The organism is Streptomyces sp. NPDC043878 (assembly GCF_056435735.1).
In genome coordinates this window covers 169,099-195,326 of the sequence record NZ_JBWKDW010000003.1, presented here as the reverse complement: position 1 = coordinate 195,326, position 26,228 = coordinate 169,099, and the positions used below count along the sequence as shown (strand labels likewise).

The window sequence follows — 26,228 nt, the reverse complement described above, 5'->3', positions numbered from 1 at the left end:
GTTCCCGGCCGTCCCGGCGGTGCCGGTCGATGCGGTGCCCCGCCCGGTGGGGCCGGTTCCTGGGGTGCCGGCCGCTCGGCCGGCGTGGCCGGTCGGGGCGGGGGGCGCCGCTCGCTCGGTGCTGCCGGTTCGGGCCGTGGCGGGGGTTCGCTCGGTGCTGCCGGTTCGGGCCGTGGCGGGGGTTCGCTCGGTCCTGCCGCTCCGCGTGGCGGCCGGGGGCTCTGGGGTGCGGCCGGCCGGGACGGACGTGGGGGGCGCGGTGTCCTTGTCGGCCTTTCGGGACAGGACGATCGCGCCGACCAGGGCGGCGAGGAGGAGGACGGAGAGAGCCTCGAAGGGGAGGACCCAGTTCTGGAAGAGGCTCGCACCGGTGACCTCGGTGGAGCCTGCGGCGGGGCCGTCCAGGTCGATCCAGGTCGTGCGGAAGGCGTCGGCCACGACCCAGACCAGGGCGGCCGCGGCGGCCAGGGCCACGGTGAGGGCGGCCCAGCGGTTGGCGGAGTCGGCGTCCGGGGAGCGGCCGATGGGGGCCTTGGTGAGCATCAGCCCGAACAGGAGGAGGACGACGACGGAACCGACGTAGATGAGGACCTGCACCCAGGCGATGAACTCCGCGGTGAGGAGGAGGTATTCGACGGCGAGACCACCGAGAGCGACCACCAGCCACAGGGCGGCGTGCACCAGTTGCCGGGTGGTGACGGTGACGAGCGCGGCGCCGAAGGTGACCAGACCGACGAGGAGGAAGGCGATCTCGACGCCGGTCGGGGAGAGGAAGCCGTGACCGGTGTCCGCGGCGAGGTGGCCGGCGGTCGCTGCGAGGGTCATGCCCCGTCCTCCTGTCGCGGCTGGTCGGTCTGCTGCTTCGCATCGCCTGCCGGCCGGGGGGACGGCTCGGCCCCGCGGGCCGGCTCGTCGGCGTGCGGGGTGGTGCCTGCGGAGGGTACGGGCGGTGCGGTCGGGACGGCCTGGGCCGCGGCGAGCTTTTCGGCGGCCTTGCGGGCGCTGGCGATCTCCTTCGGTTCCTCCGCGCCGGGGTCGAGGGCGGGCGGGGCCGGGACCGTCCACATCCACTCGCGAAGCTTGTCGCGCTCGTGGGTGAGTTCGCGGATGTCGGTCTCGGCGTACTCGAACTCCGGGGACCAGAACAGGGCGTCGAAAGGACAGACCTCGATGCAGATACCGCAGTACATGCACAGGGAGAAGTCGATGGCGAAGCGGTCGAGGACGTTGCGGCTGCGTTCGCGGCCACCGGGGGCGGCGGGCGGGACCGTCTCCTTGTGGGAGTCGATGTAGATGCACCAGTCCGGGCACTCGCGGGCGCACAGCATGCAGACCGTGCAGTTCTCCTCGAACAGGCCGATGACGCCGCGGGTGCGGGGCGGGAGGTCGGGCTGGACGTCCGGGTACTGCTCGGTGACGGTCTTCCTCGTCATCGTGCGGAGGGTGACGGCCAGGCCCTTGGCGAGGCCGGCGCCGGGGAGGGGTGCCATCAGGAGATCACCACCTTGACGATGCCGGTGAGGGCGATCTGGGCGAGGGACAGCGGGACGAGGAGGGTCCAGGAGAGTTTCTGCAGCTGGTCCTCGCGGAGCCGGGGGTAGGTGACGCGCAGCCAGATGACGACGAAGGCGAGGACGGCCGCCTTCAGCAGGGTCCAGACCCAGCCGAGGCCGTCGGCGCCCCAGGGGCCGTGCCAGCCGCCCAGGAAGAGGACGGTGGTCAGACCGCAGAGGACCACGATTCCGGCGTACTCGGCGAGGAGGAACAGGGCGAAGCGCAGACCGGTGTATTCGGTGTAGGCGCCGAAGATGATCTCCGAGTCGGCGACCGGCATGTCGAAGGGCGGACGCTGGAGTTCGGCGAGGCCGGCGACGAAGAAGACGAGGGCGCCGACGATCTGCCAGGGCAGCCACCACCACTCGAAGGCGTCGAGGATGCCGGGCAGCGACACCGTGCCGGCCGCCATGGCGACGGAGGCGGCGGCGAGGAGCATCGGGAGTTCGTAGGCGAGGAGCTGGGCGGCGGTGCGGAGGCCGCCGAGGAGGGAGAACTTGTTGGCGGAGGCCCAGCCGGCCATGAGCGAGCCGAGCACGCCCACGCCCATCACGGCCAGCACGAAGAAGATGCCGGCGTCGACGACCTGGCCGACGGCACCCTCCTCCGGGCCGATGGGGATGGCGAGGAGGACCAGGAGGTACGGGAGGAGGGCCACGGCGGGGGCGAGCTGGAAGACACGGCGGTCCGCGTCCGCGGGTACGACGTCTTCCTTCTGCGCGAACTTCACGCCGTCGGCGACGAGTTGGGCCCAGCCGTGGAAGCCGCCCGCGTACATCGGGCCGAGGCGGCCCTGCATGTGGGCCATCACCTTGTGCTCGGTCTGACCGACGATCAGCGGGAAGGTGAGGAAGACGACGAAGACGATCAGGAGACGCAGGGCGACGTCGAGAGCGTCGTTCACTGCGGGCCTCCTGCGGGGTCTTCGGGGGCTTCGGGGGTGGGGGTAGGCGTGGGGGCGGGGCCGGACTCCGGCTCCGGTTCGGCTTTGGGCCTCTGCTTGTCTTCCGCCCCGTGGTCCGGCTCCGACTCCGGCTTTGGCTTCGGTTCCGACCGAGGCTCCGACTCCGGCTTCGGCTCCGAATCTGGCTCACCCTCCGGCCCCCGCTCGACCTCCGGCCCCCGCTCGACCTCCGGCTCCCGCTCGACCTCCGGCTCCCGCTCGACCTCCGGCTTGGGCGCGACCTCCGGCTTCTGCTCGGCGTGGGCCGGGCGGGCGTGGTGCCAGGGGGCGTCCGCACTGCGCGGGGCCGTGGGCGAGCCCGTCTCCGAGGCCGTCCCTGAGGCCGGCGAAGTCGTCGCGTCGGTCGCAGGAGAAGGTGCCCCGTCCGTCGCAGGAGAAGGTGCCGACTGACTGACCGATCCCTGCGATGCCGAACGCGCGCGCCGCGGCGTGCTCGGCGCACCCGGCGTGCTCGGCGCATCGGGCGTGCTCGGCGCACCCGGCGTGCCCGACGCACCCCGCGAACTCGACACACCCGGCGAACTCGGCGCACCCGGCGTGACCGGCGCACCCGGCCCCCGCGAGGTCGCTGTGTCCGTCGCCGCCGCAGGTGGCGTCGTCTGGCTGGCCGAGCCCTCCGAGGCCGAACGGGCTCGGCGGGGTGGGCGTTCGCCGGCGGGGCGGGTGGTGGCGCGGGCGGGGCGGGTGGGGGCCGGGGGGAGCTGGCCCTTGAGGGGGCCCCACTCGTTGGGGTCGGGGACGCCCGGGGGAAGCATCTGGCGGCGCTTGGGCCCGCCGTGTTCGGACTCGCCGGGTTCCTTCGCGCCGGGCCATGCCTTGGCGACGCGAGCGGCCAGGACGAAGTCCTTGCGCAGGGGGTGGCCCTCGAAGCCCTCGGGGAGCAGGAGGTGGTCCAGCGCCGGGTGGCCCTCGAAGACGACGCCGAACATTTCGTGGGTCTCGCGTTCGTGCCAGGCGGCGCCCGCGTAGACGTCCACGGCGGAGGCGAGGACCGGCGTCTCGTGGGGGACCGTCGTGCGCAGCAGGAGCCGTCGTACGGGGGACAGCGCGACCACGTGGGCGGCGACGCGGAATCCGGTGCCGGGTTCGTCGACGGCGCTCAGCCAGTCGAAGTAGGTGCAGGACAGCTCGTCGCGGGCGGTGCGCAGCGCGGTGGTCCAGGCGGCGGGCGGTACGTCGACGGTGAGGACCTCGTACGACTCCTCGGCGGTGGCCTCGGTGCCGAACAGGTCAGCCGTGGGGGCCGGGAGCCAGCCGGTCGTGGTCATCGCGCATCCCCCTCCGGACCGGACTCGACCGAACCCGACCCAGCCGAACCGGACCCGGCCGAACCCGACCCAGCCGAACCCAACCCAGCCGAGCCGGACCCGACCGGACCGGACTCGACCGAACCCGACCCAGCCGAACCGGATCCGACCGGACCGGACCCCACCGGACCCGACCCGACCGAACCCGACCCGACCGAACCGGACCCGGCGGCCGGCGGCGTGACGAGGCCGCTCTGGAGGGCGGCGGCCGAGGGACGTGCCGTGCCGGACGCGTACCGCTCCCCCAGCGACTCGCGGGCGATCTTCTCCTGGAGTTTCAGGATGCCCTGGAGGAGCGCCTCGGGCCGGGGCGGGCAGCCGGGGACGTACACGTCCACGGGGATGATCTGGTCGACGCCCTTCGTGACGGAGTACGAGTCCCAGTACGGGCCGCCGCAGTTGGAGCAGGCGCCGAAGGAGATGACGTACTTCGGTTCGGGCATCTGCTCGTAGAGCCGCTTCACGGCGGGCGCCATCTTGTCGGTGACCGTGCCGGAGACGACCATCAGGTCGGCCTGGCGCGGGCCTGGCGCGAAGGGGATGACACCGAGGCGGATGAAGTCGTGGCGGGCCATCGACGCGGCGATGAACTCGATCGCGCAGCAGGCGAGGCCGAAGTTGAAGACCCACAGCGAGTAGCGGCGGCCCCAGTTGAGGACCACCTTCATAGGCTCGGGGGCGAGGCGGGAGAGCGCGCCCAGCCGCTTCGGCTCCGGCAGGTACACGGGCTCGGGGGAAGCCGCTTGCGGGTTCACGTCCATTCCAGGACGCCCTTCTTGTAGGCGTACAGCAGGCCGACGGCCAGGAAGCCGAGGAAGACGAACATCTCGACGAGGGTGGCGGCGCCGTAACCGGGCGCGGCGAAGACCGTGGCCCAGGGGAAGAGGAAGATCGAGTCGACGGCGAAGACGACGTAGAGGAAGGCGTAGACGTAGTAGCGGACCTGGGTGTGGGCCCAGCCCTCGCCGACGGGGTCGACCCCGCACTCGTACGTCAGGAGTTTCTCGGGGGTGGGTACGACGGGGCGCAGCAGGCGTCCCGCTCCGAAGGCGACGGCGACGAACAGCACGCCGACGACGGCGAGCAGTCCGACGACCGAGTAGGACTGGAAGTAGTCCGCCGCCACGACGACGGTCGGTTCCGGCACGTCCGTCCCTCGCTCCCTGACCTAGTGACCCGACTTGTATGACTTGTGCCCTGTGACGTTGCCCTGTGACGTGTGCCCTGTCACCGGGTCCCCCTGCGACCGGGTGACCTGCTTGTCGACGATCTGTACGCACGGGAGTCTAGGGCCTGCTAAAGAGACGGTAAGCAGGTCGTCACGCGCGGACATGCCCGGGGTGGGGTTTTCCCCAGGGCATCGCGGCGGTCCACCTCATGGCGCGGGGGCCCGTCAGGCGGCACGCTGACCCATATGACCGAACGCCTCCCGTCCGCCGACAGCAGCCCGTTCCCGCCCGCTGACAGCAGCCCGTTCCCGCCCGCCGACAGCAGCCCGTTCCCGCCCACGGACAGCGACCACCTCCCGCCCACGGACACCGACCGCCTTCCGCCCGCGGACAGCGACGGCTTCCCCGCGACGGCCGCCGACCGTCTGCTGCCCCTGGACGACGACGCTCGTCTGCCGCCCGGATACCGGGACGGCCCGCCACCCGTCCGTTTCGCCTACGACCGGCACACCTGGAAGGAGATCGCCCACCTCCTGGCGAACCTCCCGGCCTCGCTGCTCGGGTTCGTCTACGTCATGACGGTCCTGGTGACCGGTGCGTCGCTGACCGTCACGGTGATCGGGTTCCCGCTGCTCGCGGCCGGTCTGATGGGTGCGCGGCTGATGGGCAGGCTGGAGCGGAAACGCGCCCGGGCGCTGCTCGGGGTGCGGGTGGACGAGCCGAGTCCGCTGCCCCTGGGCGGCACCAGGGGACTTCTCCCGAGGCTGTGGATGGCGCTGAAGGACCCGGTGGGCTGGCGCACGGTGCTCTACGACTTCATTCGGCTGCCGTGGGGCATCCTCACCTTCACCATCACGCTGACCTCGCTGTTCGTGCTGTGGCCGGTGCTGCCGTTCATCGCGCGGGGGCTCACCAACGCGGACCGGGCGATGGTGCGCGGTCTCCTGTCGCCCTCCGACGAGCTGGAGCGGCGGATCGCCGAGCTGGAGTCGGACCGGGGTGTCGTGGTCGACACGGCCGCCGCCGACCTGCGGCGCATCGAGCGTGATCTGCACGACGGGGCGCAGGCCCGGCTGGTCAACCTGGCGATGGGGCTCGGTCTGGCGAAGGAGAAGCTGCTGGAGGGCCAGGCCGACGACACGGTGGCGCTGATGGTCGAGGAGGCGCACGGCGAGGTGAAGCTCGCGCTTCAGGAGCTGCGGGATCTCGCCCGGGGCATCCATCCCGCCGTACTCACGGACCGCGGCCTCGACGCCGCGCTGTCCTCGGTCGCCTCGCGCTGCACGGTGCCGGTGAAGGTGACGGCGGACCTGGACGCGAGGCCGGCCGCGGCCATCGAGGGCATCGCGTACTTCACCGTCTCGGAGCTGCTGCAGAACATCAGCAAGCACAGCGGGGCGAGGTCGGCGTCGGTCGACGTGTGGCGGACGGAGGACCGGCTGCTCCTCCAGGTGTGGGACGACGGCCGGGGCGGTGCGCGGCTGGACGGCGGTACCGGCATGCGGGGTCTGGCGGACCGGCTGGGCGCGGTCGACGGGCTGTTCGTCGTGGACTCGCCGCCGGGCGGCCCGACGACGGTGACGGCGGAGCTGCCCTGGCGTGACCGGAGCGCCGAGGTCGCGCGCGGGCGGTAGGGGCGCCCAGGGTGGGGAAAACCCCCCGCCCGAGAGGCCGACGGACTCCATGGTCCGCGGACCTGCCCTCCAGCAGGCTGGAGATACGACAGCGACAGGACGGCCGCCGGACGAGCGGACTCCCGGGACGAGCAGAACGGACGACGTCGATGGCCACCGAGTACGGACACGGCTACGGACAGGGCTTGGGCCCGGACTACGGCCAGGACCACCAGCCGGAATTCGGGGCCGGCCTCGGTCAGGGCTACGGGCCCGGCGGACGGGGCCGCCCGGGCAGGGGGCTCCGCGGCAGACTGCCGGCCGGGCTGCGGGCGCCGGTCGAGGCGCGCGGTATGCGGGAGTTCGCCTATGTGCTGCTGGGCCTGCCGGTCGGCATCCTGATGTTCACGTACGCCGTCACCATGGTCTCGGTCGGTGCGGGTCTGCTGGTGACGTTCCTCGGGATACCGGTGCTCGCGGCGGGGCTGGCCGGCTGCCGGGGCTTCGGCGCGCTGGAGCGGGCCAGGGCGCGCGGGCTGCTGGGGCTGGAGGTGGCCGACCCGGAGCCGCTGCGGACGAAGCGGAACGGCGCCCTGGGCTGGATGGGGGCCGTCCTCAAGAGCGGCGCCTCGTGGCGGACCGTGCTGTACGCGGTGCTCCAGTTCCCGTGGGCGGTGTTCTCCTTCGCGGTCGCGGTGATCTTCTGGGTGTACGGCTGGGCGCTGCTGACGTATCCGCTGTGGTTCTGGCTGTTCCCGATGTACGGCGGGCAGGGCGGCCTCCAGCTGTACGGCGACGAGCAGCACCGCGTCTTCCTCGACAACCCGTTCGAGATCACGGTGACCGCCCTGGTGGGACTGCTGTTCACGCTGGCCTCGCCGTGGATCGTGCGGGCGCTGACGACGGTGGACCGGCTGATGGTGCACGGGCTGCTGGGGCCGACGCGGCTGTCGGCGCGGGTGGTGGAACTGGAGTCGGACCGGGGCGTGGTGGTCGACACGGCGGCGGCCGACCTGCGGCGCATCGAGCGTGACCTGCACGACGGGGCGCAGGCCCGGCTGGTGGCGCTGGCCATGGATCTGGGGCTGGCGAAGGAGAAGCTGACGGAGGACCCGCAGGCGGCGGCGCGGATGGTGGGCGCGGCGCACGGTGAGGTGAAGACGGCGTTGAAGGAGCTGCGGGACCTGGCCCGGGGCATCCATCCCGCCGTACTGACGGACCGCGGCCTCGACGCCGCCCTGTCCTCGGTCGCCTCGCGCTGCACGGTGCCGGTGCGGGTGGAGGTGGACCTCACGGAGCGGCCGGCGGCGGCGATCGAGGGCATCGCGTACTTCACGGTGTCGGAGCTGCTGCAGAACATCAGCAAGCACAGCGGGGCGGGGTCGGCGTCGGTCGACGTGTGGCGGGTCGAGGACCGGCTGATGCTGCAGGTCGAGGACGACGGCCGGGGCGGTGCGGACGCCTCCGCCGGGTCCGGGCTGGCGGGCCTGGCCGGACGCCTGGACGCGGTCGACGGCATCCTGGTGGTGGACTCGCCCGCCGGGGGGCCGACCAGGGTCACGGCGGAGCTGCCCTGGCGGCGGTGAGCGACATCGGCTGGCGGCACGGGCGGGCGGGACCGGCTGGCGGCACCGGTGGGCGGGACCGGCGGACGCCGGCTCGGAGACGGAGGCGGCGGGGTCGATCCGTCTGACCGGCCCCGCCGCCACGCTGCCCGGAACGCGGATCCGAACCCGGACCCCACCCCGGACCCGCCTCCCGCCTCCCGCCACCGGGCCCACCCCCCCTCCTCCTCCCACCCCGCCCCACCCTCCGCCTCCCACCCCGCCCCACCCCTCGGCTCCCGGTGATCGACAACAAGCCGTCCGGCGGCCGAAACCGACTGCTCCGGCCCCGATTCCCGCCGCCCGGGCGCGGCCGGTTCCGAATGCTGGAATGCTGGACCAGTCGTGCGGGCGGTCCGGGAGCTACGTGTTCCGGGACCCCCGGAGTCTGGCTGTGGGGGTCCGAAGGTCGTGGAGGACAGGGTGCGGGTGGTCATCGCCGAGGATTCGGTGCTGCTGAGGGAGGGCCTGACCCGGTTGCTGACGGACCGCGGGCACGACGTCGTCGCCGGGGTGGGCGACGGGGACGCGCTGGTCAAGACGATCACGGAGCTGGACGCGCAGGGAGAGTTGCCGGACGTCGTGGTCGCCGACGTACGGATGCCGCCGACGCACACCGACGAAGGGGTGCGGGCGGCGGTGCAGTTGCGCAAGGCGCATCCGGGACTCGGGGTGCTGGTGCTGTCGCAGTACGTGGAGGAGCGGTACGCCACCGAGCTGCTGGCCGGTTCCAGCCGAGGCGTCGGCTATCTGCTCAAGGACCGGGTGGCCGAGGTACGCGAGTTCGTCGACGCGGTGGTGCGGGTGGCGCAGGGCGGTACGGCCCTGGACCCGGAGGTGGTCGCGCAGTTGCTCGGCCGCAGCCGCAAGCAGGACGTGCTCGCGGGGCTCACCCCGAGGGAGCGGGAAGTACTGGGGCTGATGGCGGAGGGGCGGACGAACTCGGCGGTCGCGCGGCAGCTGGTGGTGAGCGACGGCGCGGTCGAGAAGCACGTCAGCAACATCTTCCTGAAGCTCGGACTGTCCCCGAGCGACGGGGATCACCGGCGTGTGCTGGCGGTGCTCACCTATCTGAACACCTGACGGAGCCCCCGCCCACACTGAAGGCGGCGCCGCCGCCTGCCGAGGCCGCCTCGGCCCCGCTCCCGAACCGGCCCGGTTCCCGCTCCCGAACCGGCCCGGCTCCCGCTCCCGAACCGGCCCGGTTCCGGCTCCCGAACCACCCCGCCTCGGGCCCGCTCCCGAACGCCACGGTTCCCGCTCAGGAACCGCCCTGTTCCCGCTCCCGGTCCGCTCTGGACCCACCCTCGGTTCCTCCTGGTTCCATCCTCGGTTCCCTCCTCGGTTCCGCCTCGCTTCCTCCTCGGTTCCGCCTCGATCCGCCCGCCCCGAGAACCGCGCGACACTCCCGGGGCGTCCTTGCGCAAGCACCGGTGGGCAGGCAAATCCCGACAAGTCAGGGTGGTCGGCCGTCTCACACGCAGGTCCATCATGCGAATGACCCCGGGAAGGGGACCCTTACGGACGTAGGGTTGATCCTGGGAGCGCCTGCGGGTAGGCCGCTCCCAGACAGCCGCCTCGAGGGAGGTCCAGTTCAGTGACCAGCCAGGTCAGTAGCCCAGCGGAGCAGGCAGACGGAACCGTAGTAGGAGAGCAGCGCACGGAGGCCGGCGTGAAGGACGTCCGCCGTCTCGACCGGGTGATCATTCGTTTCGCGGGGGACTCGGGTGACGGCATGCAGCTCACCGGTGACCGCTTCACCTCGGAGACGGCGTCCTTCGGCAACGACCTGTCCACCCTGCCGAACTTCCCGGCGGAGATCCGGGCCCCTGCGGGCACTCTGCCGGGCGTGTCCTCCTTCCAGCTCCACTTCGCCGACCACGACATCCTCACGCCGGGTGATGCGCCCAATGTGCTGGTCGCCATGAACCCGGCGGCCCTGAAGGCGAACATCGCCGACGTGCCGCGCGGCGCGGAGATCATCGTCAACACGGACGAGTTCACCAGACGGGCGATGCAGAAGGTGGGGTACGCGGCCTCGCCGCTGGAGGACGGGTCCCTCGACGGTTACCACCTCCACCCGGTCCCCCTGACCGCCCTGACCGTCGAGGCACTCAAGGAATTCGACCTCACCCGCAAAGAGGCCGAGCGCAGCAAGAACATGTTCGCGCTCGGCCTCTTGTCGTGGATGTACCACCGGCCGACCGAGGGCACCGAGAGGTTCCTGCGGCGCAAGTTCGCCAAGAAGCCCGACATCGCCGCCGCCAACCTCGCCGCGTTCCGCGCGGGCTGGAACTTCGGGGAGACGACGGAGGACTTCGCGGTCTCCTACGAGATCGCCCCGGCGACGAAGGCCTTCCCGGTCGGCACCTACCGCAACATCTCCGGGAACCTGGCCCTGTCCTACGGGCTGGTCGCCGCGTCCCGGCAGGCGGACCTGCCGCTGTTCCTCGGCTCGTACCCGATCACGCCGGCCTCGGACATCCTGCACGAGTTGAGCCGGCACAAGAACTTCGGTGTGCGGACCTTCCAGGCAGAGGACGAGATCGCGGGGATCGGCGCGGCGCTGGGCGCGGCCTTCGGCGGCTCGCTGGCCGTGACCACCACCAGCGGTCCGGGGGTGGCCCTGAAGTCGGAGACCATCGGGCTCGCGGTCTCCCTCGAACTGCCGCTGCTGGTGATCGACATCCAGCGGGGCGGGCCGTCCACGGGCCTGCCGACCAAGACCGAGCAGGCGGACCTGCTCCAGGCGATGTTCGGCCGCAACGGCGAGGCGCCGGTGCCGATCGTGGCGCCGTGCACGCCCGCCGACTGCTTCGACGCGGCCATGGAGGCGGCACGGATCGCGCTGACGTACCGCACGCCGGTGATGCTGCTGTCCGACGGTTACCTGGCCAACGGCTCGGAGCCCTGGCGCATCCCGGAGGTCGACGAACTCCCGGACCTGCGCGTGCAGTTCACCCGGGGACCCAACCACACCCTGGAGGACGGCAGCGAGGTCTTCTGGCCGTACAAGCGTGATCCGCTGACGCTGGCCCGGCCGTGGGCGATCCCGGGCACGCCGGGCCTGGAGCACCGGATCGGCGGGATCGAGAAGGAGGACGGCACGGGCAACATCTCCTACGCGCCCGCCAACCACGACTTCATGGTCCGCGTCCGTCAGGCGAAGATCGACGGCATCGAGGTGCCGGACGTGGCGGTCGACGACCCGCAGGAGGCCCGCACCCTGGTCCTGGGCTGGGGCTCGACGTACGGCCCGATCACGGCGGCGGTACGGCGGCTGCGGACGGCCGGCGAGTCGATCGCGCAGGCCCATCTGCGCCACCTCAACCCGTTCCCGAAGAACCTCGGCAGCGTCCTGAAGCGCTACGACAAGGTGGTGATCCCGGAGATGAACCTCGGTCAGCTCGCCACCCTGGTCCGGGCGAAGTACCTGGTCGACGCGCACTCCCACAACCAGGTCAACGGGATGCCGTTCAAGGCCGAACAGCTCGCCACGGCTCTCAAGGAGGCCATCGATGGCTGAGACGTCCACACCGGCCCCGGGCGGGATCGAGGCGCTCGGCCTGGTGCCCAAGGCCGAGGCCGTGCAGTCCATGAAGGACTTCAAGTCCGACCAGGAAGTGCGCTGGTGCCCCGGCTGCGGTGACTACGCGATCCTCGCGGCGGTCCAGGGGTTCATGCCGGAGCTGGGGCTGGCGAAGGAGAACATCGTCTTCGTCTCCGGCATCGGCTGCTCCTCCCGTTTCCCGTACTACATGAACACGTACGGCATGCACTCCATCCACGGCCGCGCGCCCGCGATCGCGACCGGGCTCGCCGCCAGCCGGCGGGACCTGAGCGTGTGGGTGGTCACGGGTGACGGCGACGCGCTGTCGATCGGCGGCAACCACCTGATCCACGCCCTGCGGCGCAACGTGAACCTCAAGATCCTGCTGTTCAACAACCGGATCTACGGCCTCACGAAGGGCCAGTACTCCCCCACCTCCGAGGTCGGCAAGATCACCAAGTCGACGCCGATGGGTTCGCTCGACGCGCCCTTCAACCCGGTGTCGCTGGCGATCGGCGCGGAGGCGTCCTTCGTCGCCCGCACGGTGGACTCCGACCGCAAGCACCTGACGGAGGTTTTGCGGCAGGCGGCCGCCCACCCCGGCACCGCGCTGATCGAGATCTACCAGAACTGCAACATCTTCAACGACGGCGCGTTCGACGCGCTGAAGGACCGGCAGCAGGCCGAGGAGGCGGTGATCCGCCTGGAGCACGGGCAGCCGATCCGCTTCGGGGCGAACGCGTCGCGCGGTGTCGTGCGGGACGCGGTGACCGGTGACCTGCGGGTGGTCACGGTGACGCCGCAGAACGAGGCGCAGATCCTGGTGCACGACGCGCACGCGGCCTCTGCGACCACGGCGTTCGCGCTGTCGCGGCTGGCCGACCCGGACACCCTGCACCACACGCCGATCGGTGTGCTGCGGTCCGTGCGACGGCCCGTCTACGACACGCAGATGGCCGAGCAGCTGGACGCGGCCGTCGAGCAGCACGGCAAGGGCGATCTGGCCGCACTGCTGGCGGGCGGGGACACCTGGACGGTCGTCGGCTGAGGTCCGATGCGGTTCACGAGGCCCGGGAGGCACGCTCCCGGGCCTCGTCGTATGCCCGGCGGGACCTCTCGACGTCGGCCATCCGCTCGTGCGTCCACGTGGCCAGGCCCCGCACCTGCCGGGCCGCTTCGCGCCCCAGGTCCGTGAGCGAGTAGTCGACCCGAGGCGGGATCACCGGCTTGGCGTCGCGGTGCACGAGCCCGTCGCGTTCGAGGGTCTGGAGGGTCTGGGTCAGCATCTTCTCGCTGACCCGGCCGATCGCCCGGCGCAGCTCGCTGAAGCGGTAGGGACGCTCCAGCAGCTCGATCAGCACCAGGACGCCCCAGCGTGACGTGACGTGCTCCAGGACCAGACGGTGGGGGCACATCGCCTCGGCGGTGACGTGGGGGCGGGTGGGCTTCGGGGGCTGCGGGTCGCTGCTTACTGTCACGCAAGTACCTTACTTCAAAGTGGGTACTTTCCGAGAGTTAGCGCATGCCCTAGGGTTAGCGACATCGCACCTCACAAGGAGTTCTGATCATGAGCATTGTCGTCACCGGAGCCACCGGCCACCTCGGACGCCTCGTCGTGGAACAGCTGCTGGAGAAGGTCCCGGCGGAGCAGATCACGGCCGTCGTGCGCGACGAGTCGAAGGCGGCCGGCCTCGCCGCCCGGGGCGTGCGGCTCGCGGTCGCCGACTACAACGCTCCCGAGACCTTCCAGGGCCTCTTCTCGGCCGGCGACAGGGTCCTGCTGATCTCGGGCAACGAGTTCGACAAGGGCCGGGTCGGCCAGCACAAGGTCGTCCTCGACGCCGCCCGGGCCGCCGGGGTCGCGCTCCTCGCCTACACCAGCGCACCCGGCACCCTGACCGCCGCGCTGGCCGACGACCACCGGGGCACCGAGGAGGCGATCGTGGCCTCCGGCCTGCCGTACACCCTGCTGCGCAACGGCTGGTACAACGAGAACTACACCGAGAACCTCGCCCCCGTCCTCCAGTACGGCGCCGTCGTCCAGGCCGCCGGCGACGGCCGGATCGCCTCCGCCTCCCGTGCCGACTACGCGGCCGCGGCCGCCGCGGTACTGGCCGGCGAGGGCCACGAGAACAAGACGTACGAGCTGGGCGGCGACACCGCCTGGAGCTTCGCCGAGTACGCGGCCGAGCTGAGCCGGCAGACCGGCAAGGAGATCGTCTACAACGCGGTCCCCGTCGACGCCTACGTCGGCATCCTGACCGGCGCCGGACTGCCCGAGCCGTTCGCCGTGACCCTGGCGGGTGTCGACGCGTCCATCGAGAAGGGCGAGCTGGCCGGCGTCACCGGGGACCTGTCCCGGCTGGCCGGGCGCCCGACCACGCCGATCGCCGAATCCGTCGCGGCCGCGCTCAAGGGCTGAACTCCCCCGCGCCGGGTCTCCGCGCCGGACTCCCCCGCGCCGTACTCCCGGCCGCGCCCGGAGCGCCCCACCCCGCCTGTCATGACCGTATGCCGATACGGGCATGACAGGCGGGGCTTCTCGGCGTTACCTTCTTGCTGGCTGCACGGGAGCAGCCTGGTGAGTGAGGAGGGCCCCGTGACCGGCAAGGCGACGGGTGAGCGGCGCACAGGTCTGCTGAACGGTTTCGCCGCGTACGGCATGTGGGGGCTGGTCCCCCTCTTCTGGCCGCTGCTGAAACCCTCCGGGGCGATGGAGATCCTCGCCCACCGGATGGTGTGGTCCCTCGCGTTCGTCGCGGTGGCCCTGGTCCTGGTACGGCGCTGGGCCTGGGCCGGCGAACTGCTGCGGCAGCCGCGCAGGCTCGCGCTGGTCACCGTGGCCGCGGCCGTCATCACCGTGAACTGGGGCGTCTACATCTGGGCTGTGAACTCGGGTCACGTGGTCGAGGCCTCGCTCGGCTACTTCATCAATCCCCTGGTCACCATCGCGATGGGCGTGCTGCTGCTGAAGGAACGGCTCCGGCCCGTGCAGTGGGTGGCGGTCGGGATCGGCTTCACCGCGGTCCTCGTGCTGACCATCGGCTACGGGCAGCCGCCGTGGATCTCGCTCACCCTCGCGTTCTCCTTCGCCACCTACGGCCTGGTGAAGAAGAAGGTCGACCTCGGGGGCGTCGAGTCGCTGGCCGCCGAGACCGCGATCCAGTTCCTGCCCGCGCTCGGCTATCTGCTGTGGCTGTCCGCGCACGGGGACGCCACGTTCACCGGTGCCGGGCCGGGACACGCGGCGCTGCTCGCCGCGACCGGCGTCGTCACCGCACTCCCCCTCGTCTGCTTCGGCGCGGCCGCGATCCGCGTGCCCCTGTCCACGCTGGGACTGTTGCAGTACCTGGCCCCGGTCTTCCAGTTCCTCCTCGGCGTCCTCTACTTCCACGAGGAGATGCCGGCCGAGCGGTGGGCCGGCTTCGCGCTGGTCTGGCTGGCCCTGGCGCTCCTGACCGCCGACGCGTGGCGCTCCGCGCACAGAGCACGCGCGGCCTTCGGCACGGCCTTGCCGGCACCGGTACCGCTGACCGCCGACGCGGCCGCGAGTACGGGCACCACCGGTACGGGCGCCGGTACGGGCGTGGACGCCGGTGCGGGTACAGCCGGCGTGGACGCCTGACACTGGGGCGAGGGCGCCGGCTCGTCCGGCGTCCGGCGGCCATGGGCTCGGCCCCCGGCTCCGGCCGGCCGCCGGGTACGGGCGCCGGTGCCGGCGTGGACGCCTGACACTGGGGCGAGGGCGCCGGCTCGTCCGGCGTCCGGCGGCCATGGGCTCGGCCCCGGCTCCGGCCGGCCGCCGATCCGTCAGGTAAGGACAGGCGCGTACGGCGACTTCCGGCCCTTACGGGGTGGAAGCGGGCCGCGAAGTCCGGTGGCGTCGGCGATTTTGTCGCCTTGACGCTCGCGGAAGCGCTATGAGTGGTCGGCATGACACAGACACCCGCCCCCGAGCCCGCCGCGGTACCCGCGCCCCTGCACTGGAAGCTGGTCGTGGACGCCGCCGACCCGCACGCCCAGGCCGATTTCTGGGCCGCCGCACTCCACTACGAGGCCGAGGACAACAGCGCGCTCGTCGAGCGGCTGCTGGCGCTCGGCGCGCTGCCCGGCGCGGCCACCGTCGAGTTCCACGGCCGGGTGGCCTTCCGGGACCTGATCGCCGTACGGCACCCCGAGGACCCGTACGACAGGGACAGCGGGACAGGACTGGGGCGGCGGCTGCTGTTCCAGCGGGTGCCGGAGCCGAAGACGGTGAAGAACCGGCTGCATCTCGACCTGCACCCCGGTGCCGGGCTGCGCGCGGCGGAGGTCGGGCGACTGGAGCGGCTGGGGGCGAGCGTCCTGCGGCGGGTGACGGAGCCGGCCGGGGAGTGGGTCGTGATGACGGACCCGGAGGACAACGAGTTCTGCGTGCACTAAGGGCGGCCAACCCCGGGTTTCGCTATGCGAACTCCCTGTCCTGATAGCGCTCTTGACGTTCGATCAGTCCCAGCTTCACCATCCTGGCACCCCATTCACTGTGGAATCCCCCATGATTCCCAAGGAATTCGGAGCCCCCACATGAAGCTCTCCGTTCCCGGGCGTACGGCGGCTGCCGGCGCCGTCGCGGCCGTCACCCTGCTGGCCGGCGGGTCCATGGCCACCGCGGCGCCCGCGCCCGAGTCCGCCGTGGCCGCCGCGCCCGACATCCCGGTCGCGAACGTCAAGGCGCATCTGGCGCAGTTGCAGTCCATAGCCACCGCCAACGGCGGCAACCGGGCGCACGGCCGGACCGGCTACAAGGCCTCGCTCGACTACGTGAAGGCCAAGCTGGACGCGGCCGGATTCACCACCACCGTCCAGCAGTTCACGTCCTCCAGCCGCACCGGCTACAACCTCATAGCCGACTGGCCCGGCGGTGACACCAACCAGGTGGTCATGACGGGCTCCCACCTCGACAGTGTCACCGCCGGTCCCGGCATCAACGACAACGGGAGCGGTTCCGCGGCGATCCTGGAGACCGCCCTCGCCGTGTCCCGCACCGCCTACCACCCCACCAAGCACCTGAGATTCGCCTGGTGGGGAGCGGAGGAGCTGGGCATGGTCGGCTCCCGCTCCTACGTCAACGGGCTGTCCACCGCGAACCGGGCGAAGATCAGTGACTACCTGAACTTCGACATGATCGGCTCACCGAATCCCGGTTACTTCGTCTACGACGACGACCCGGCGATCGAGAAGACGTTCAAGGACTACTTCACCGGCCTCGGCATCGCCACCGAGCCGGAGACCGAGGGCGACGGCCGCTCGGACCACGCCCCCTTCAAGAACGCAGGCATCGCCGTCGGCGGGCTGTTCAGCGGTGCCGACTACATCAAGACGGCGGCGCAGGCCGCCAAGTGGGGCGGTACGGCGGGCAAGGCGTTCGACGCCTGCTACCACCGGTCCTGCGACACCGCGTCCAACATCAACGACACCGCGCTCGACCGGCACGGCGACGCCATCGCCAACGCCGTGTGGCAGCTGTCGTCCTAGGCACCGGTCCGAAGCTCCGGCCGGGCTCCCAGCGGAGCGCCGGCCGGAGCGCCGGTCAGAGCTCCGGCCGGAAGGCCGAGTTCCGGTCAGAACCGCTTCTCGCCTTCGGCTCGGCTCAACTCCCGTCCGTGTTCTCCGCCTTGCGGGCGCGGTCGGCCAGGCGGGTCATCCGGGTGCGGGCCGAGTCCAGTTGCGCGAGGTCGTCGGCGGCCGGACCGTCCTGCGCCGCGAGTTCGCCCCACAGGGCGATCAGGTCGACGCCCAGGTTGAGGCCCTGCACCGGATTGCGTACGGCGCGCCAGGCGGTGGCCGCGCTCTGCACGTTGCCGTACGCCCCCTCCGCGTCCCCGGTGCTCCGGCGCTGCCGGGCGAGGTCGAGTGAGAGGTGGAGGGAGCGGACCGGGTCGTCCGCCAGGTAGGCGATGTAGGCGTCGAGTTCGCGCAGCCGGAGCACTTCGGGATGGGCCGGTCCCAGCGTCCCCGACGCCTCCGCCACGGTCTGCTGGGCGAGCGCCGAGGCCGTGTCGATCCGGCCCGACCTGACGGCCTCGTTGATCCGCGCGACCGGCTCCGCGAGCAGCGGGGGCGCGGTGCCGTCGGCGGCGGGCAGCGGCTCGTCCCCGAGTACGGCTTCGGCCACGGCGTCGAAGCCCCTGGCGGGCGTCGGCTTGGGGTCGGGTTCGCGTGCGGAGCCCCGGGCGGGGCCGGACGCGGTGCCCGGGTAGGACGAGCGGGCAGGGACCTGGGGCGCGGCGGGGACCTTGGGCGCGGCGGTGATCGGTGCCGGCGCCGGCTGGGCGGCCGGGGTGTGGTCCGGGCCCGGGATCGGCTGCGGTGCGGGCGGCCACTCCGGGTGGGTGGCGCGGGTGGTCGAGGCGGGGGCCGGGGCCGTGGTGGCGGGGCGCGGGTACGAGGACGGGCCCGGTGCGTGGTTCGGCTCCGGATACGGGACCGGTCCCTCGGCGGGATTCGGCTCGGCGTGGAGGGCCCGCCCGGGGTACGCGGTCCGCTGCGGATACGGGTTCGGCGCCCGGTAGGCGCCCTGGTCGGGGGCGGGACCGTCCGCCGGTTCGGGTGACGTCGGTGGCTCGGGCCAGTGGTCGGTGCGGGCTGCCCGCGACGCGTCCATCACCGGTGGCGGGCCGAACTGCCCGGTCGGCGCGGTGACCGTACCGGGCACGGGCCGCCCGCCCGGCTCCGGCGGCGCCGCGGGCGCGGGTCCGGACACCGGCTCCGGTACCAGCGGCGCCGCGGGCACCTGCTGCGAGGTGCGCGGTGGGGCCTCCGGTGTGTCCGCCGGGGTCAGCGCGACCGGCTCGGCGGTGAACTGGCTGGAGCCGTCCGGATCCACTCGAAGGGAGACGACGTAACCGATGCGTTCGTCGTGAACGGTGGCGAGGACGGGGTGTCCGGCGGCGAACGCGATGCGGTGCAGCTGGGCGAGGACGGCGTGCTGGAGTTCCTCGCCGGGTGCCGCGACGACCGGTACGCCACCGACCGACGCGCCGTCGGCGCCCGGCCCGGCGGCGGTGACCCGCACGTCGATGGGCGCCGCCTCCCCGGCGGCCGGGCTGGCGGCGCCCTGCTGGTCCCGCTTCTTGTCGCGGCTGAGTCGAGACATCGGTTCCCTCACTCGGATGCGTCGGGGAGTCGCCGTAGAGCGCGCTCGGATTCCATGGTGCTCCCTCCCGCCACCGGGTTGTGTTCCCCCGGCGTCGAGATCGGTGCGTACGCGTCCTGTGAGTCTCTCCGCTCACTCACGGTTCCCAGGTCACTGTGGCGTCACAGGCTCGTTCCAGGAACCTCCGCGCGGGCGGCTACGCGGTGATGTCCTTCGCCGTGAACCGGGCCCAGGCCGCCGACCCGAACACCGCCGCGTACAGGGCCTGGACGCCGAGGTTCTTCACCAGGTCGTCCCAGTAGACGGGGTCACGCATCAGGTCCGCGAAGGACAGCCAGTAGTGGGAGAAGAAGTACGGCTGGAGGGCGTGCAGCTGCGGGAACTGGTCGAGGATCTGCACGGTGATCAGCAGGCCCACCGTGGTCGCCATGGCCGCGACGCCGCTGTTGGTCAGCGTGGAGACGAACAGGCCGAGGGCCGCCACCCCGATCAGTGACGCGGCGACGACGAGGGCGATCAGCAGGGCCCGGCCGAGGCCGTCGGCGAAGCCGATCCGGGTGCCGGAGATGGTGGTCAGGTCGCCGAGCGGGAACAGCAGCGCGCCGACGGTCAGCGCGGAGAGCGCCACCACCAGCGTGGCGACCAGGCAGAAGGTCAGCACGGTCGCGTACTTGGTGAGCAGGAGGCGGGTGCGGCCCGCGGGGGCGACCAGGAGGTAGCGCAGGGTGCCCGCGTTGGCCTCGCCGGCGATGGCGTCACCCGCGACGACGCCGATCGCCATCGGCAGGAAGAACGGGAGCGTCGCGGCCAGCGCGGTGAAGACGAGGAACAGGCCGTTGTTGGTGATCTGCGAGATGAACGCCGGTCCCTCGCCGCCTCCGCCGGCCGACGAGCCGTCGCTCGTCTCGATCTTCACGGCGATCCCGACCAGGACGGGCACGGCGGCCAGCACCGCCAGCAGGGCGAGGGTGCGCCAGCGGCGGAAGGTCGTCAGCAGTTCGCTGCGCAGCAGTCCGAGCGTCCACAACGGGCCGGGCCTGCGGCCCGCCGCCTCGGCCGCGACGGGCGGGTCCTGCCCCTCGCGCGTCTCGCGCGTCACGTCAGCCCGCGACATCGAAGCCCTCCCCGGTCAGGGCGACGAACGCGTCCTCCAGCGAGGCGCGTTCGACGCCGAAGCCGCGGACGCGGACGCCGGCGGCCACCAGCGCGGAGTTCAGGTCGGCCGGATCACGGTCCGGCGGGTCGGCGGTCACCCGGCCGTCGCCGACGACGACGTCGGCGGCGCCCTGTTCCTTCAGCACCCGGGCCGCGTCCCCGGTGTCGGGCGTGGTGACGACGAGCCGGCCGCGGGTGCCCGCCGCCAGGTCCGCGACCGGACCCTGGGTGACCAGCCGTCCCCGGGTCATGACCGCGGCGTGGGTGCAGACCTGCTCGATCTCGTCGAGCAGGTGGGAGGAGAGGAAGACGGTCGTGCCGTCCGAGGCGAGTTCGCGGACCAGGGAGCGGATCTCCCGCATGCCCTGCGGGTCGAGGCCGTTGGTCGGCTCGTCGAGCACGAGGAGCCTGCGCGGCTGGAGCAGTGCCGCGGCGAGCCCCAGGCGCTGCTTCATGCCCAGGGAGTACGCCTTCGCCTTCTTGCCCGCGGCCGCCGCGAGGCCCACGCGGTCCAGCGCCGAGGCGACGCGGGCGCGCCGGGTGCGGGGGTCGGCGGTCGGGTCGGCGGAGTCGTAGCGCGTCAGGTTGTCGCGGCCGGAGAGGAAGCCGTAGAGCGCGGGGCCCTCGATGAGCGCGCCGACGTGGGGCAGGACGGCGCGGGTGGAGCGGGGCATGGGGCGGCCCAGGACGCGGGCCGTGCCCGAGGTGGGCTCGATCAGGCCCATGAGCATGCGGATGGTGGTGGTCTTGCCGGAGCCGTTGGGGCCGAGGAAGCCGAAGACGCTGCCCGCCGGGACGGTCAGGTCGAGACCGTCGACGGCGAGCTGCCCGCCGCGGTAGCGCTTGGTGAGCGCGCGGGTGGCGATCACGCTGTCGCCCGCGCCCTCGGTGTCCGGCTCCGTGACGGACGGTGCGTCCATCGGCTCCCTCGTTCCGTCGTACGCCCCCGGTGGGTGCGTACGGTGTCTACTTCCCGGCGTCGGCCGCCTTCACCAGTGCGTCCCTGGTGACCGCGCCGACGTAGAGCTTGCCGTCGTCCGTGGCCAGGGCGTTGACCAGGCGGGTGGAGAAGACGGTGCCCGAGCCGAACTTGCCGGTCACGTGGTCGCCGAGCGAGCCGAGGAAGCCGCCGAGGTCGCCGCCGGCGGAGGAGCCCGTCGGCAGTTTCCCGCCGCCCGTGTCGAACGTGGCGACCGAGTTCCAGCCCTCGCCGATGACCTTCAGGCCGTCCAGGCCCTTGCCCTCGGACAGGCCCCCCGCGGACTTCCCGCCGCCGGGGACGTGCGCGGGTCCGCCGGGGGCGGCCTTGTCGCCCTCGGTGACCTTGGCGCCCTTGGGCGGGGTGAAGTCGAAGGTGGACGCGGCCGGCCTGGCGAAGCTGACCTGCGTGAAGCCCGCGTCTACCACGGCCGCGCCACCGGCGGCCGGGGTCAGCGTGAACTTCAGCGGCAGGCCGGTCTTCGCGTCCACGGCCACGCTGATCGCGCCGACGGTCGAGCCGGACTGCCTCGGCTTGATCACCAGACGGTAGGCGTCCCGGCCGGCGACCTGCGCGGTGCCGTCGACGGCGACCGAGGTGGTGTCGTCGACCGACTTGAGGGCCTCGTCGGTGAGGTCCTTGGGCGTGGCGGGGACCTTCTGCTTCTGCCGCGCGCCGGCGCTGTCGGGCGCGGTGGCGTGGTAGACCTCGTCGGACTTGCTGTCGTAGCCCCAGACGTCCTTGCCGTCGTGGATCAGGCTGTACTCGGCGGCGTTCTCCAGGACCGACAGCTTCTGCCGGTCGGGGCCGTCGGCCGCGACGCGCAGGGTGTGCGTGCCGGCGGCGAGTTCCGTCAGTTTCGCCGACGGGTCGGCGGCCGAACCGCCGTCGCCCTGCCGCGTGGCGCCGGAGAGCAGCCCGCTCTCCAGGCCGCCGAGGTCGGGCAGTCCCAGATCGGTGGTGATCTTCACCGTGCCGGACAGCTGCTGCACGTCCGACGCGGCGATCTTCTCGATGAGTTGCTGTGCGCTGATCTTCGGCAGGCTGGGGTCGCCGGAATCGGCGAGAGCGGGCACGAGCCCGATGGTCGCCGCCGCCACCCCCACCACGGTGACCGGGACGATGTACCGGGCGGCCTTGCGGCGACCCGCGCGCAGGTCGTCGGCCTCTCCGGCGTTCGCGCTGTCCTCGGATTCGTACGGTGCCATGTGTGCCTTACCTCCGTCGTCGGCGGCGGCTGCCTGTTGCTCGTCTCGTCCTCGCACTCGTCCCACCCTGAGCCGCCATTCTCACCCGAATCGGTGAGGAGTGGTGATGTCCGTGGTGTCCATCTGACCAAATCGGCCGCGCTGATGCGTCAGCCCCCGGACTCAACTCCGCGTACGCCTGGGGTATGACGCGAGAGGGCGGTGCCTCCCCCGACCCGTAGGGGTTGGGAGGAGACACCGCCCTGAGGCGACTGCCGCGGGAGGCGGGGCGGGGCGGCTAGCCCGCCCGGTGGACCACCGCGTCGCACAGCTCCAGCAGCGCCGCCTTCGCGTCGCACTCCCGCAGCGGGGCCAGCGCCGCGCGGGCCTCCTGGGCGTAGCGCACGGTGTCCTTGCGGGCCTGCTCCAGCGCGGGATGGGCGCGGAGCCCGGCCAGTGCCTCGGCGTGCCGCTCGTCGTCGGTCAGGTCGGAGTCGAGGAGCTCGCACAGGGCGAGGTCCTCGGCGAGGCCCAGCCGGGCCGCCCGCTCGCGCAGCCGCAGCACCGGCATGGTCGGGATGCCCTCGCGCAGGTCCGTGCCCGGGGTCTTGCCCGACTCGTGGGAGTCGGAGGCGATGTCCAGCACGTCGTCCGCCAGCTGGAAGGCGACCCCGAGCCGCTCGCCGTACTGGGTGAGCACGTCGACGACCGTCTCGTCGGCGCCCGACATCATGGCGCCGAAACGGCAGGACACGGCCACCAGTGAGCCCGTCTTGCCGCCGAGGACGTCGAGGTAGTGCTCGACCGGGTCGCGCCCGTCGGTCGGACCGGCCGTCTCCAGGATCTGGCCGGTCACCAGGCGCTCGAACGCCTCCGCCTGGACCCGGACCGCCTCGGGCCCGAGGTCGGCCAGGATGTGCGAGGCCCGGGCGAACAGGAAGTCACCGGTGAGGACGGCGACCGAGTTGCCCCAGCGGGCGTTCGCGCTGGGCACCCCGCGCCGCACGTCGGCCTCGTCCATGACGTCGTCGTGGTACAGCGTCGCCAGGTGGGTCAGCTCCACCACGACCGCGGACGGCACGATCCCCGGCGCGTACCGGTCACCGAACTGCGCGGCGAGCATCACGAGCAGTGGCCGGAAACGTTTGCCGCCCGCGCGCACCAGGTGCTGGGCGGCCTCCGTGATGAAGGGGACCTCGCTCTTGGTGGCTTCGAGCAGCCCCTCCTCGACGGCCGCCATCCCGGCCTGGACATCGGCTTCCAGAGCCTGGTCCCGCACGCTCAGCCCGAACGGCCCGACGACGGTCACGAGGGGTCTCCTGTCTGCTGGTGTCCACTGGCGATCACACGGTTTGTCGATAGGTCGCTGCGCTCACTCAAGTCAGCGTATCCGGTCACGTTTCGATCACCGATAGCGCCCACGGTTCCAGGCCAGGCGGTATGGGATCACGACCGGAATGTTTTTGATCACTCGATAAGGACTGATATCTGTCGGGTTAGCTGAAATTAGTCGCATCTGTCACCAATCGCGACGGCCGCCGGGCCCATCGGCCCGCGCGGCCGGAAACACTCTGCGGCCCCTCGCCTGCAGTATCCCCACGCCCCTGAGCACGGGACGGCCCACCAGGCCCCGCGTGTCCCCCTCCCGGGGCCCCGCGCCATCGCCGCCGACTCCCCCGCGTCGCCCGTCACCTTCACCTCCCCTACGGTCGCCCACCCCGGCACACCGGAATCGCGTACGGGGGCGATGGGCCAGGGGCGCCGCGCCGGGGGTCCCGTTCCACCTCGGGGGCCCTTTCACCTGGAGGCCCCCTTCCAGTGCCGGGCCGCCCGATGGTTCCGGCACCGGAAGGTGACCCCCAGCGCCGGGCCGCCCGACAGCCCTGCGCGCCGGCCCCGCAGCCGGATCCGCGCACCGGCCCGCACGCCGACCGCACCGACCCACCCACCCACCCACCCACGCGCACCCGCCCGACAGGACAGCCCCAGCCATCCCTCCCCCGCACTCACGGAAGTGGATTTCCCCGGCGGCCGGTTGACCACGAGTTAGCCCTATTGCCCGAATTGCGCGACTTGTTCGCGCCCGTGAGTTGGGTCACGCACACCCGGACCCCCTCCCGCGCCACCGTCGCCCGTACCGCCTTGAAGTGAAAGCGAGTTGAGAGTTGGCATCCGCAAAGGATCAAGTACCCCATACGCCCCAGACCAAGGTCAAACGCTCGAATGGCGATTCCGGCACTTGTTCCGGACATGTGCTCTCGCATACGTTCCCGGCCTGTCGGGTGGACGCCTAATCCTGCCGCCGCCCGAACCGAGACCCATCGACGAAGACACCGCACGGCAGGAGCGGGGGACCCAGGTAAGTCGCCGCACCGGAAGTTCCAGGACAAACCGGTACGGCTGGGGGTGAAGTCACGTCCGTCAGGGCGTGGCCGGGCAGCTCCCGCCCGAACCCGACAGCTCACCTCGCAGGCGCCGGAGAGGACACAGTCATGCCCGCTGCCGCTCAGCACCGACGTACCAGAACCGCCCGTCTCGCCCGCAGGCTCGCCGTCATCGGCACCGGAGCCGCCGTACTGGCCCTCCCGGTCATCGGCGCGAGCACCGCCTCCGCCGCCACCCCGACGGTGACCACCGCCTCCACGCTGGGGTACGCCAACAACCTGGACGGCTGGATCCGTGCCTCGCTGACCGTCATGGCCCAGCACGGCATTCCGGGGTCGTACAACGGCATCTACCGCAACGTCATCCGCGAGTCCTCCGGCAACCCCTACGCCATCAACCTGTGGGACTCCAACGCGGCCGCGGGCATCCCGTCCAAGGGCCTGCTCCAGGTCATCGACCCGACGTTCCGGGCCTACCACGTCGCCGGTACCTCGTGGAACTCCTACGACCCGGTCGCGAACATCACCGCCGCCTGCAACTACGCGGCCGCGCGGTACGGCTCGATCGACAACGTCTTCGGGGCGTACTGAGCACTGCCCGTGAGGGCCGGCGCCCCGGCGCCGGGGCGCCGGTGCCGCCGGCCTCCGGTCCGATCGGCGGATCAGACCGGCCGCCAGGCCCTCCGGGGCCCGGGGAAGAGACGTTCGAGGACGACGGCCACGCCGTCGTCCTCGTTCGACGTGGTGACCTCGTCGGCCACCGACCGCAGTTCGGGGTGGGCGTTGGCCATCGCCACCCCGCGGGCCGCCCAGTCGAACATGGGGATGTCGTTGGGCATGTCACCGAAGGCGATGGTCCGGTCCGGGCCGAGGCCCAGGTGTTCCGCCGCCAGGGCGAGACCGGTGGCCTTGGTGACGCCGCATGGCTGGAGTTCGACGGTGCCGGGTCCGGACATGGTGACCGTGGCCAGGGAACCGGCCACCGACCGCGCCGTCGCCGCCAACTCGTCGTCGCTCAGGTAGGGGTGGCGCAGCAGCACCTTGCTGATGGGCTCGCACCACAGGTCGTCGCGCCGCTCGACCCGGAGCGCCGGGAGGGTCGGGTGCGGCATCAGGTAGCCGGGCTCGATGAGCGTGAGGCCGTCGACGCCGTCCTGGTCGACCGCCGCGTACACCTGCCCGACCTCGGCCTCGATCTTGCCGAGGGCGGTCTCGGCCAGCTCCCGGTCCAGGGTGACGGACCACAGCAGACGGTCCGCTCCGGCGTCGTACACCTGCGCGCCCTGTCCGCACACCGCGAGCCCCGTACTGCCGAGGTCGTCGAGCAGGGGCCGCACCCTGGGCGCCGGGCGGCCGGTCACCACCAGATGCCGGGCACCGGCCGACGCCAGGCGGGCGAGCGCGGCGAGCGACCGTTCGGAGAGGGTGTCGTCGCCGCGGAGCAGGGTTCCGTCCAGGTCGGTGGCGATCAGTGAATACGCGGTGGGAGCGGCCATGATCAGAGAATACGGATGGAACGCCCCGGCGACTCGACTCGAACCGGACGGCTCCTGGTTTCACATGCGTTGACCCGAGTTCCGGTTGCCGGGTGTCCGTTACTGCTCGCCGGATGCCGGGAGTTGAGCGG

22 protein-coding genes, 1 pseudogene and 1 riboswitch are annotated in these 26,228 nt (G+C 72.1%); of the genes and pseudogenes, 10 read left to right on the top strand and 13 right to left on the bottom strand.

Features of this window, described 5'->3' with window-relative positions:
* Positions 1-266: 266 nt before the first annotated feature.
* The 6 genes and pseudogenes from AC07AZ_RS06630 to AC07AZ_RS06605 all read right to left on the bottom strand — a co-directional run.
* Positions 267-825: pseudogene (locus AC07AZ_RS06630) on the bottom strand (NADH-quinone oxidoreductase subunit J family protein); the annotation flags it as partial.
* Positions 822-1,490, bottom strand: a complete 669-nt coding sequence (locus tag AC07AZ_RS06625; RefSeq protein ID WP_478844497.1) for a NuoI/complex I 23 kDa subunit family protein — start codon at positions 1,488-1,490, stop codon at positions 822-824. The gene AC07AZ_RS06625 and the pseudogene AC07AZ_RS06630, both read right to left, overlap by 4 nt.
* A complete protein-coding gene (locus AC07AZ_RS06620; protein WP_478844495.1) occupies positions 1,490-2,458 on the bottom strand; it encodes a complex I subunit 1/NuoH family protein in 969 nt (322 codons plus the stop codon). Before AC07AZ_RS06620 ends, AC07AZ_RS06625 begins: the two co-directional genes overlap by 1 nt.
* Entirely contained in the window at positions 2,455-3,786 is a 1,332-nt protein-coding gene (locus AC07AZ_RS06615; RefSeq protein ID WP_478844493.1) for an NADH-quinone oxidoreductase subunit C, read from the bottom strand. Before AC07AZ_RS06615 ends, AC07AZ_RS06620 begins: the two co-directional genes overlap by 4 nt.
* The gene (locus tag AC07AZ_RS06610; RefSeq protein ID WP_478844491.1) at positions 3,783-4,586 is read right to left on the bottom strand and encodes an NADH-quinone oxidoreductase subunit B; all 804 of its coding nucleotides are present in this window, start codon (positions 4,584-4,586) and stop codon (positions 3,783-3,785) included. Before AC07AZ_RS06610 ends, AC07AZ_RS06615 begins: the two co-directional genes overlap by 4 nt.
* Positions 4,577-4,972, bottom strand: coding sequence for an NADH-quinone oxidoreductase subunit A (locus AC07AZ_RS06605; protein ID WP_356033386.1), 396 nt, complete (start codon positions 4,970-4,972; stop codon positions 4,577-4,579). The genes AC07AZ_RS06610 and AC07AZ_RS06605 overlap by 10 nt, the downstream gene beginning before the upstream one ends.
* Positions 4,973-5,239: 267 nt before the next feature.
* Between AC07AZ_RS06605 and AC07AZ_RS06600 the strand changes: the two genes are divergently transcribed.
* The 5 genes from AC07AZ_RS06600 to AC07AZ_RS06580 all read left to right on the top strand — a co-directional run bounded on the left by AC07AZ_RS06600 (position 5,240) and on the right by AC07AZ_RS06580 (position 12,809).
* Complete coding sequence (locus AC07AZ_RS06600) at positions 5,240-6,628, top strand: sensor histidine kinase (RefSeq protein WP_478844489.1); 1,389 nt, start codon at positions 5,240-5,242, stop codon at positions 6,626-6,628.
* A 149-nt stretch (positions 6,629-6,777) separates the two neighbouring features.
* Positions 6,778-8,193 carry a sensor histidine kinase gene (locus tag AC07AZ_RS06595; protein ID WP_478844487.1) on the top strand — a complete coding sequence of 472 codons (1,416 nt, stop codon included), beginning with the start codon at positions 6,778-6,780 and terminating at the stop codon, positions 8,191-8,193.
* 441 nt (positions 8,194-8,634) lie between these two features.
* Complete coding sequence (locus AC07AZ_RS06590; protein ID WP_478844850.1) at positions 8,635-9,294, top strand: response regulator; 660 nt, start codon at positions 8,635-8,637, stop codon at positions 9,292-9,294.
* A 514-nt stretch (positions 9,295-9,808) separates the two neighbouring features.
* Complete coding sequence (locus tag AC07AZ_RS06585; RefSeq protein ID WP_478844485.1) at positions 9,809-11,737, top strand: 2-oxoacid:acceptor oxidoreductase subunit alpha; 1,929 nt, start codon at positions 9,809-9,811, stop codon at positions 11,735-11,737.
* Complete coding sequence (locus AC07AZ_RS06580) at positions 11,730-12,809, top strand: 2-oxoacid:ferredoxin oxidoreductase subunit beta (protein ID WP_478844483.1); 1,080 nt, start codon at positions 11,730-11,732, stop codon at positions 12,807-12,809. The genes AC07AZ_RS06585 and AC07AZ_RS06580 overlap by 8 nt, the downstream gene beginning before the upstream one ends.
* A gap of 13 nt (positions 12,810-12,822) precedes the next feature.
* Here AC07AZ_RS06580 and AC07AZ_RS06575 read toward each other — a convergent pair whose 3' ends face one another.
* A complete protein-coding gene (locus AC07AZ_RS06575; RefSeq protein ID WP_478844848.1) occupies positions 12,823-13,176 on the bottom strand; it encodes a winged helix-turn-helix transcriptional regulator in 354 nt (117 codons plus the stop codon).
* 152 nt (positions 13,177-13,328) lie between these two features.
* Between AC07AZ_RS06575 and AC07AZ_RS06570 the strand changes: the two genes are divergently transcribed.
* The 4 genes from AC07AZ_RS06570 (at position 13,329) to AC07AZ_RS06555 (ending at position 17,275) form a co-directional block, all read left to right on the top strand.
* A complete protein-coding gene (locus tag AC07AZ_RS06570; protein ID WP_478844481.1) occupies positions 13,329-14,183 on the top strand; it encodes an SDR family oxidoreductase in 855 nt (284 codons plus the stop codon).
* Positions 14,184-14,360: 177 nt separating this feature from the next.
* Positions 14,361-15,386 (top strand): EamA family transporter RarD, encoded by a 1,026-nt coding sequence (gene rarD / locus AC07AZ_RS06565; RefSeq protein WP_478844479.1) that lies wholly within the window; start codon positions 14,361-14,363, stop codon positions 15,384-15,386.
* A 308-nt stretch (positions 15,387-15,694) separates the two neighbouring features.
* Complete coding sequence (locus AC07AZ_RS06560) at positions 15,695-16,183, top strand: VOC family protein (protein WP_478844477.1); 489 nt, start codon at positions 15,695-15,697, stop codon at positions 16,181-16,183.
* Positions 16,184-16,324: 141 nt separating this feature from the next.
* Positions 16,325-17,275 (top strand): M28 family metallopeptidase, encoded by a 951-nt coding sequence (locus tag AC07AZ_RS06555; protein WP_478844475.1) that lies wholly within the window; start codon positions 16,325-16,327, stop codon positions 17,273-17,275.
* A 115-nt stretch (positions 17,276-17,390) separates the two neighbouring features.
* Here AC07AZ_RS06555 and AC07AZ_RS06550 read toward each other — a convergent pair whose 3' ends face one another.
* The 5 genes from AC07AZ_RS06550 to AC07AZ_RS06530 all read right to left on the bottom strand — a co-directional run bounded on the left by AC07AZ_RS06550 (position 17,391) and on the right by AC07AZ_RS06530 (position 23,526).
* A complete protein-coding gene (locus AC07AZ_RS06550) occupies positions 17,391-18,896 on the bottom strand; it encodes a tetratricopeptide repeat protein (RefSeq protein WP_478844473.1) in 1,506 nt (501 codons plus the stop codon).
* A gap of 196 nt (positions 18,897-19,092) precedes the next feature.
* The gene (locus AC07AZ_RS06545; RefSeq protein WP_478844471.1) at positions 19,093-20,010 is read right to left on the bottom strand and encodes an ABC transporter permease; all 918 of its coding nucleotides are present in this window, start codon (positions 20,008-20,010) and stop codon (positions 19,093-19,095) included.
* On the bottom strand, positions 19,997-20,971 hold the full coding sequence (locus AC07AZ_RS06540; protein ID WP_478844469.1) for an ABC transporter ATP-binding protein: 975 nt from the start codon (positions 20,969-20,971) through the stop codon (positions 19,997-19,999). Before AC07AZ_RS06540 ends, AC07AZ_RS06545 begins: the two co-directional genes overlap by 14 nt.
* A 46-nt stretch (positions 20,972-21,017) precedes the next feature.
* A complete protein-coding gene (locus AC07AZ_RS06535; protein WP_478844467.1) occupies positions 21,018-22,238 on the bottom strand; it encodes a LolA family protein in 1,221 nt (406 codons plus the stop codon).
* Positions 22,239-22,515: 277 nt separating this feature from the next.
* A complete protein-coding gene (locus AC07AZ_RS06530) occupies positions 22,516-23,526 on the bottom strand; it encodes a polyprenyl synthetase family protein (protein ID WP_478844465.1) in 1,011 nt (336 codons plus the stop codon).
* 1,012 nt (positions 23,527-24,538) lie between these two features.
* A riboswitch (cyclic di-AMP (ydaO/yuaA leader) is annotated at positions 24,539-24,707 on the top strand.
* A 2-nt stretch (positions 24,708-24,709) separates the two neighbouring features.
* Between AC07AZ_RS06530 and AC07AZ_RS06525 the strand changes: the two genes are divergently transcribed.
* Positions 24,710-25,192 carry a transglycosylase SLT domain-containing protein gene (locus AC07AZ_RS06525; RefSeq protein WP_478844463.1) on the top strand — a complete coding sequence of 161 codons (483 nt, stop codon included), beginning with the start codon at positions 24,710-24,712 and terminating at the stop codon, positions 25,190-25,192.
* Between the two features lie 71 nt (positions 25,193-25,263).
* On the opposite strand, the gene AC07AZ_RS06520 is transcribed toward AC07AZ_RS06525, so the two are convergent.
* Positions 25,264-26,097, bottom strand: a complete 834-nt coding sequence (locus AC07AZ_RS06520; protein WP_478844461.1) for an HAD family hydrolase — start codon at positions 26,095-26,097, stop codon at positions 25,264-25,266.
* Positions 26,098-26,228 lie beyond the last annotated feature (131 nt).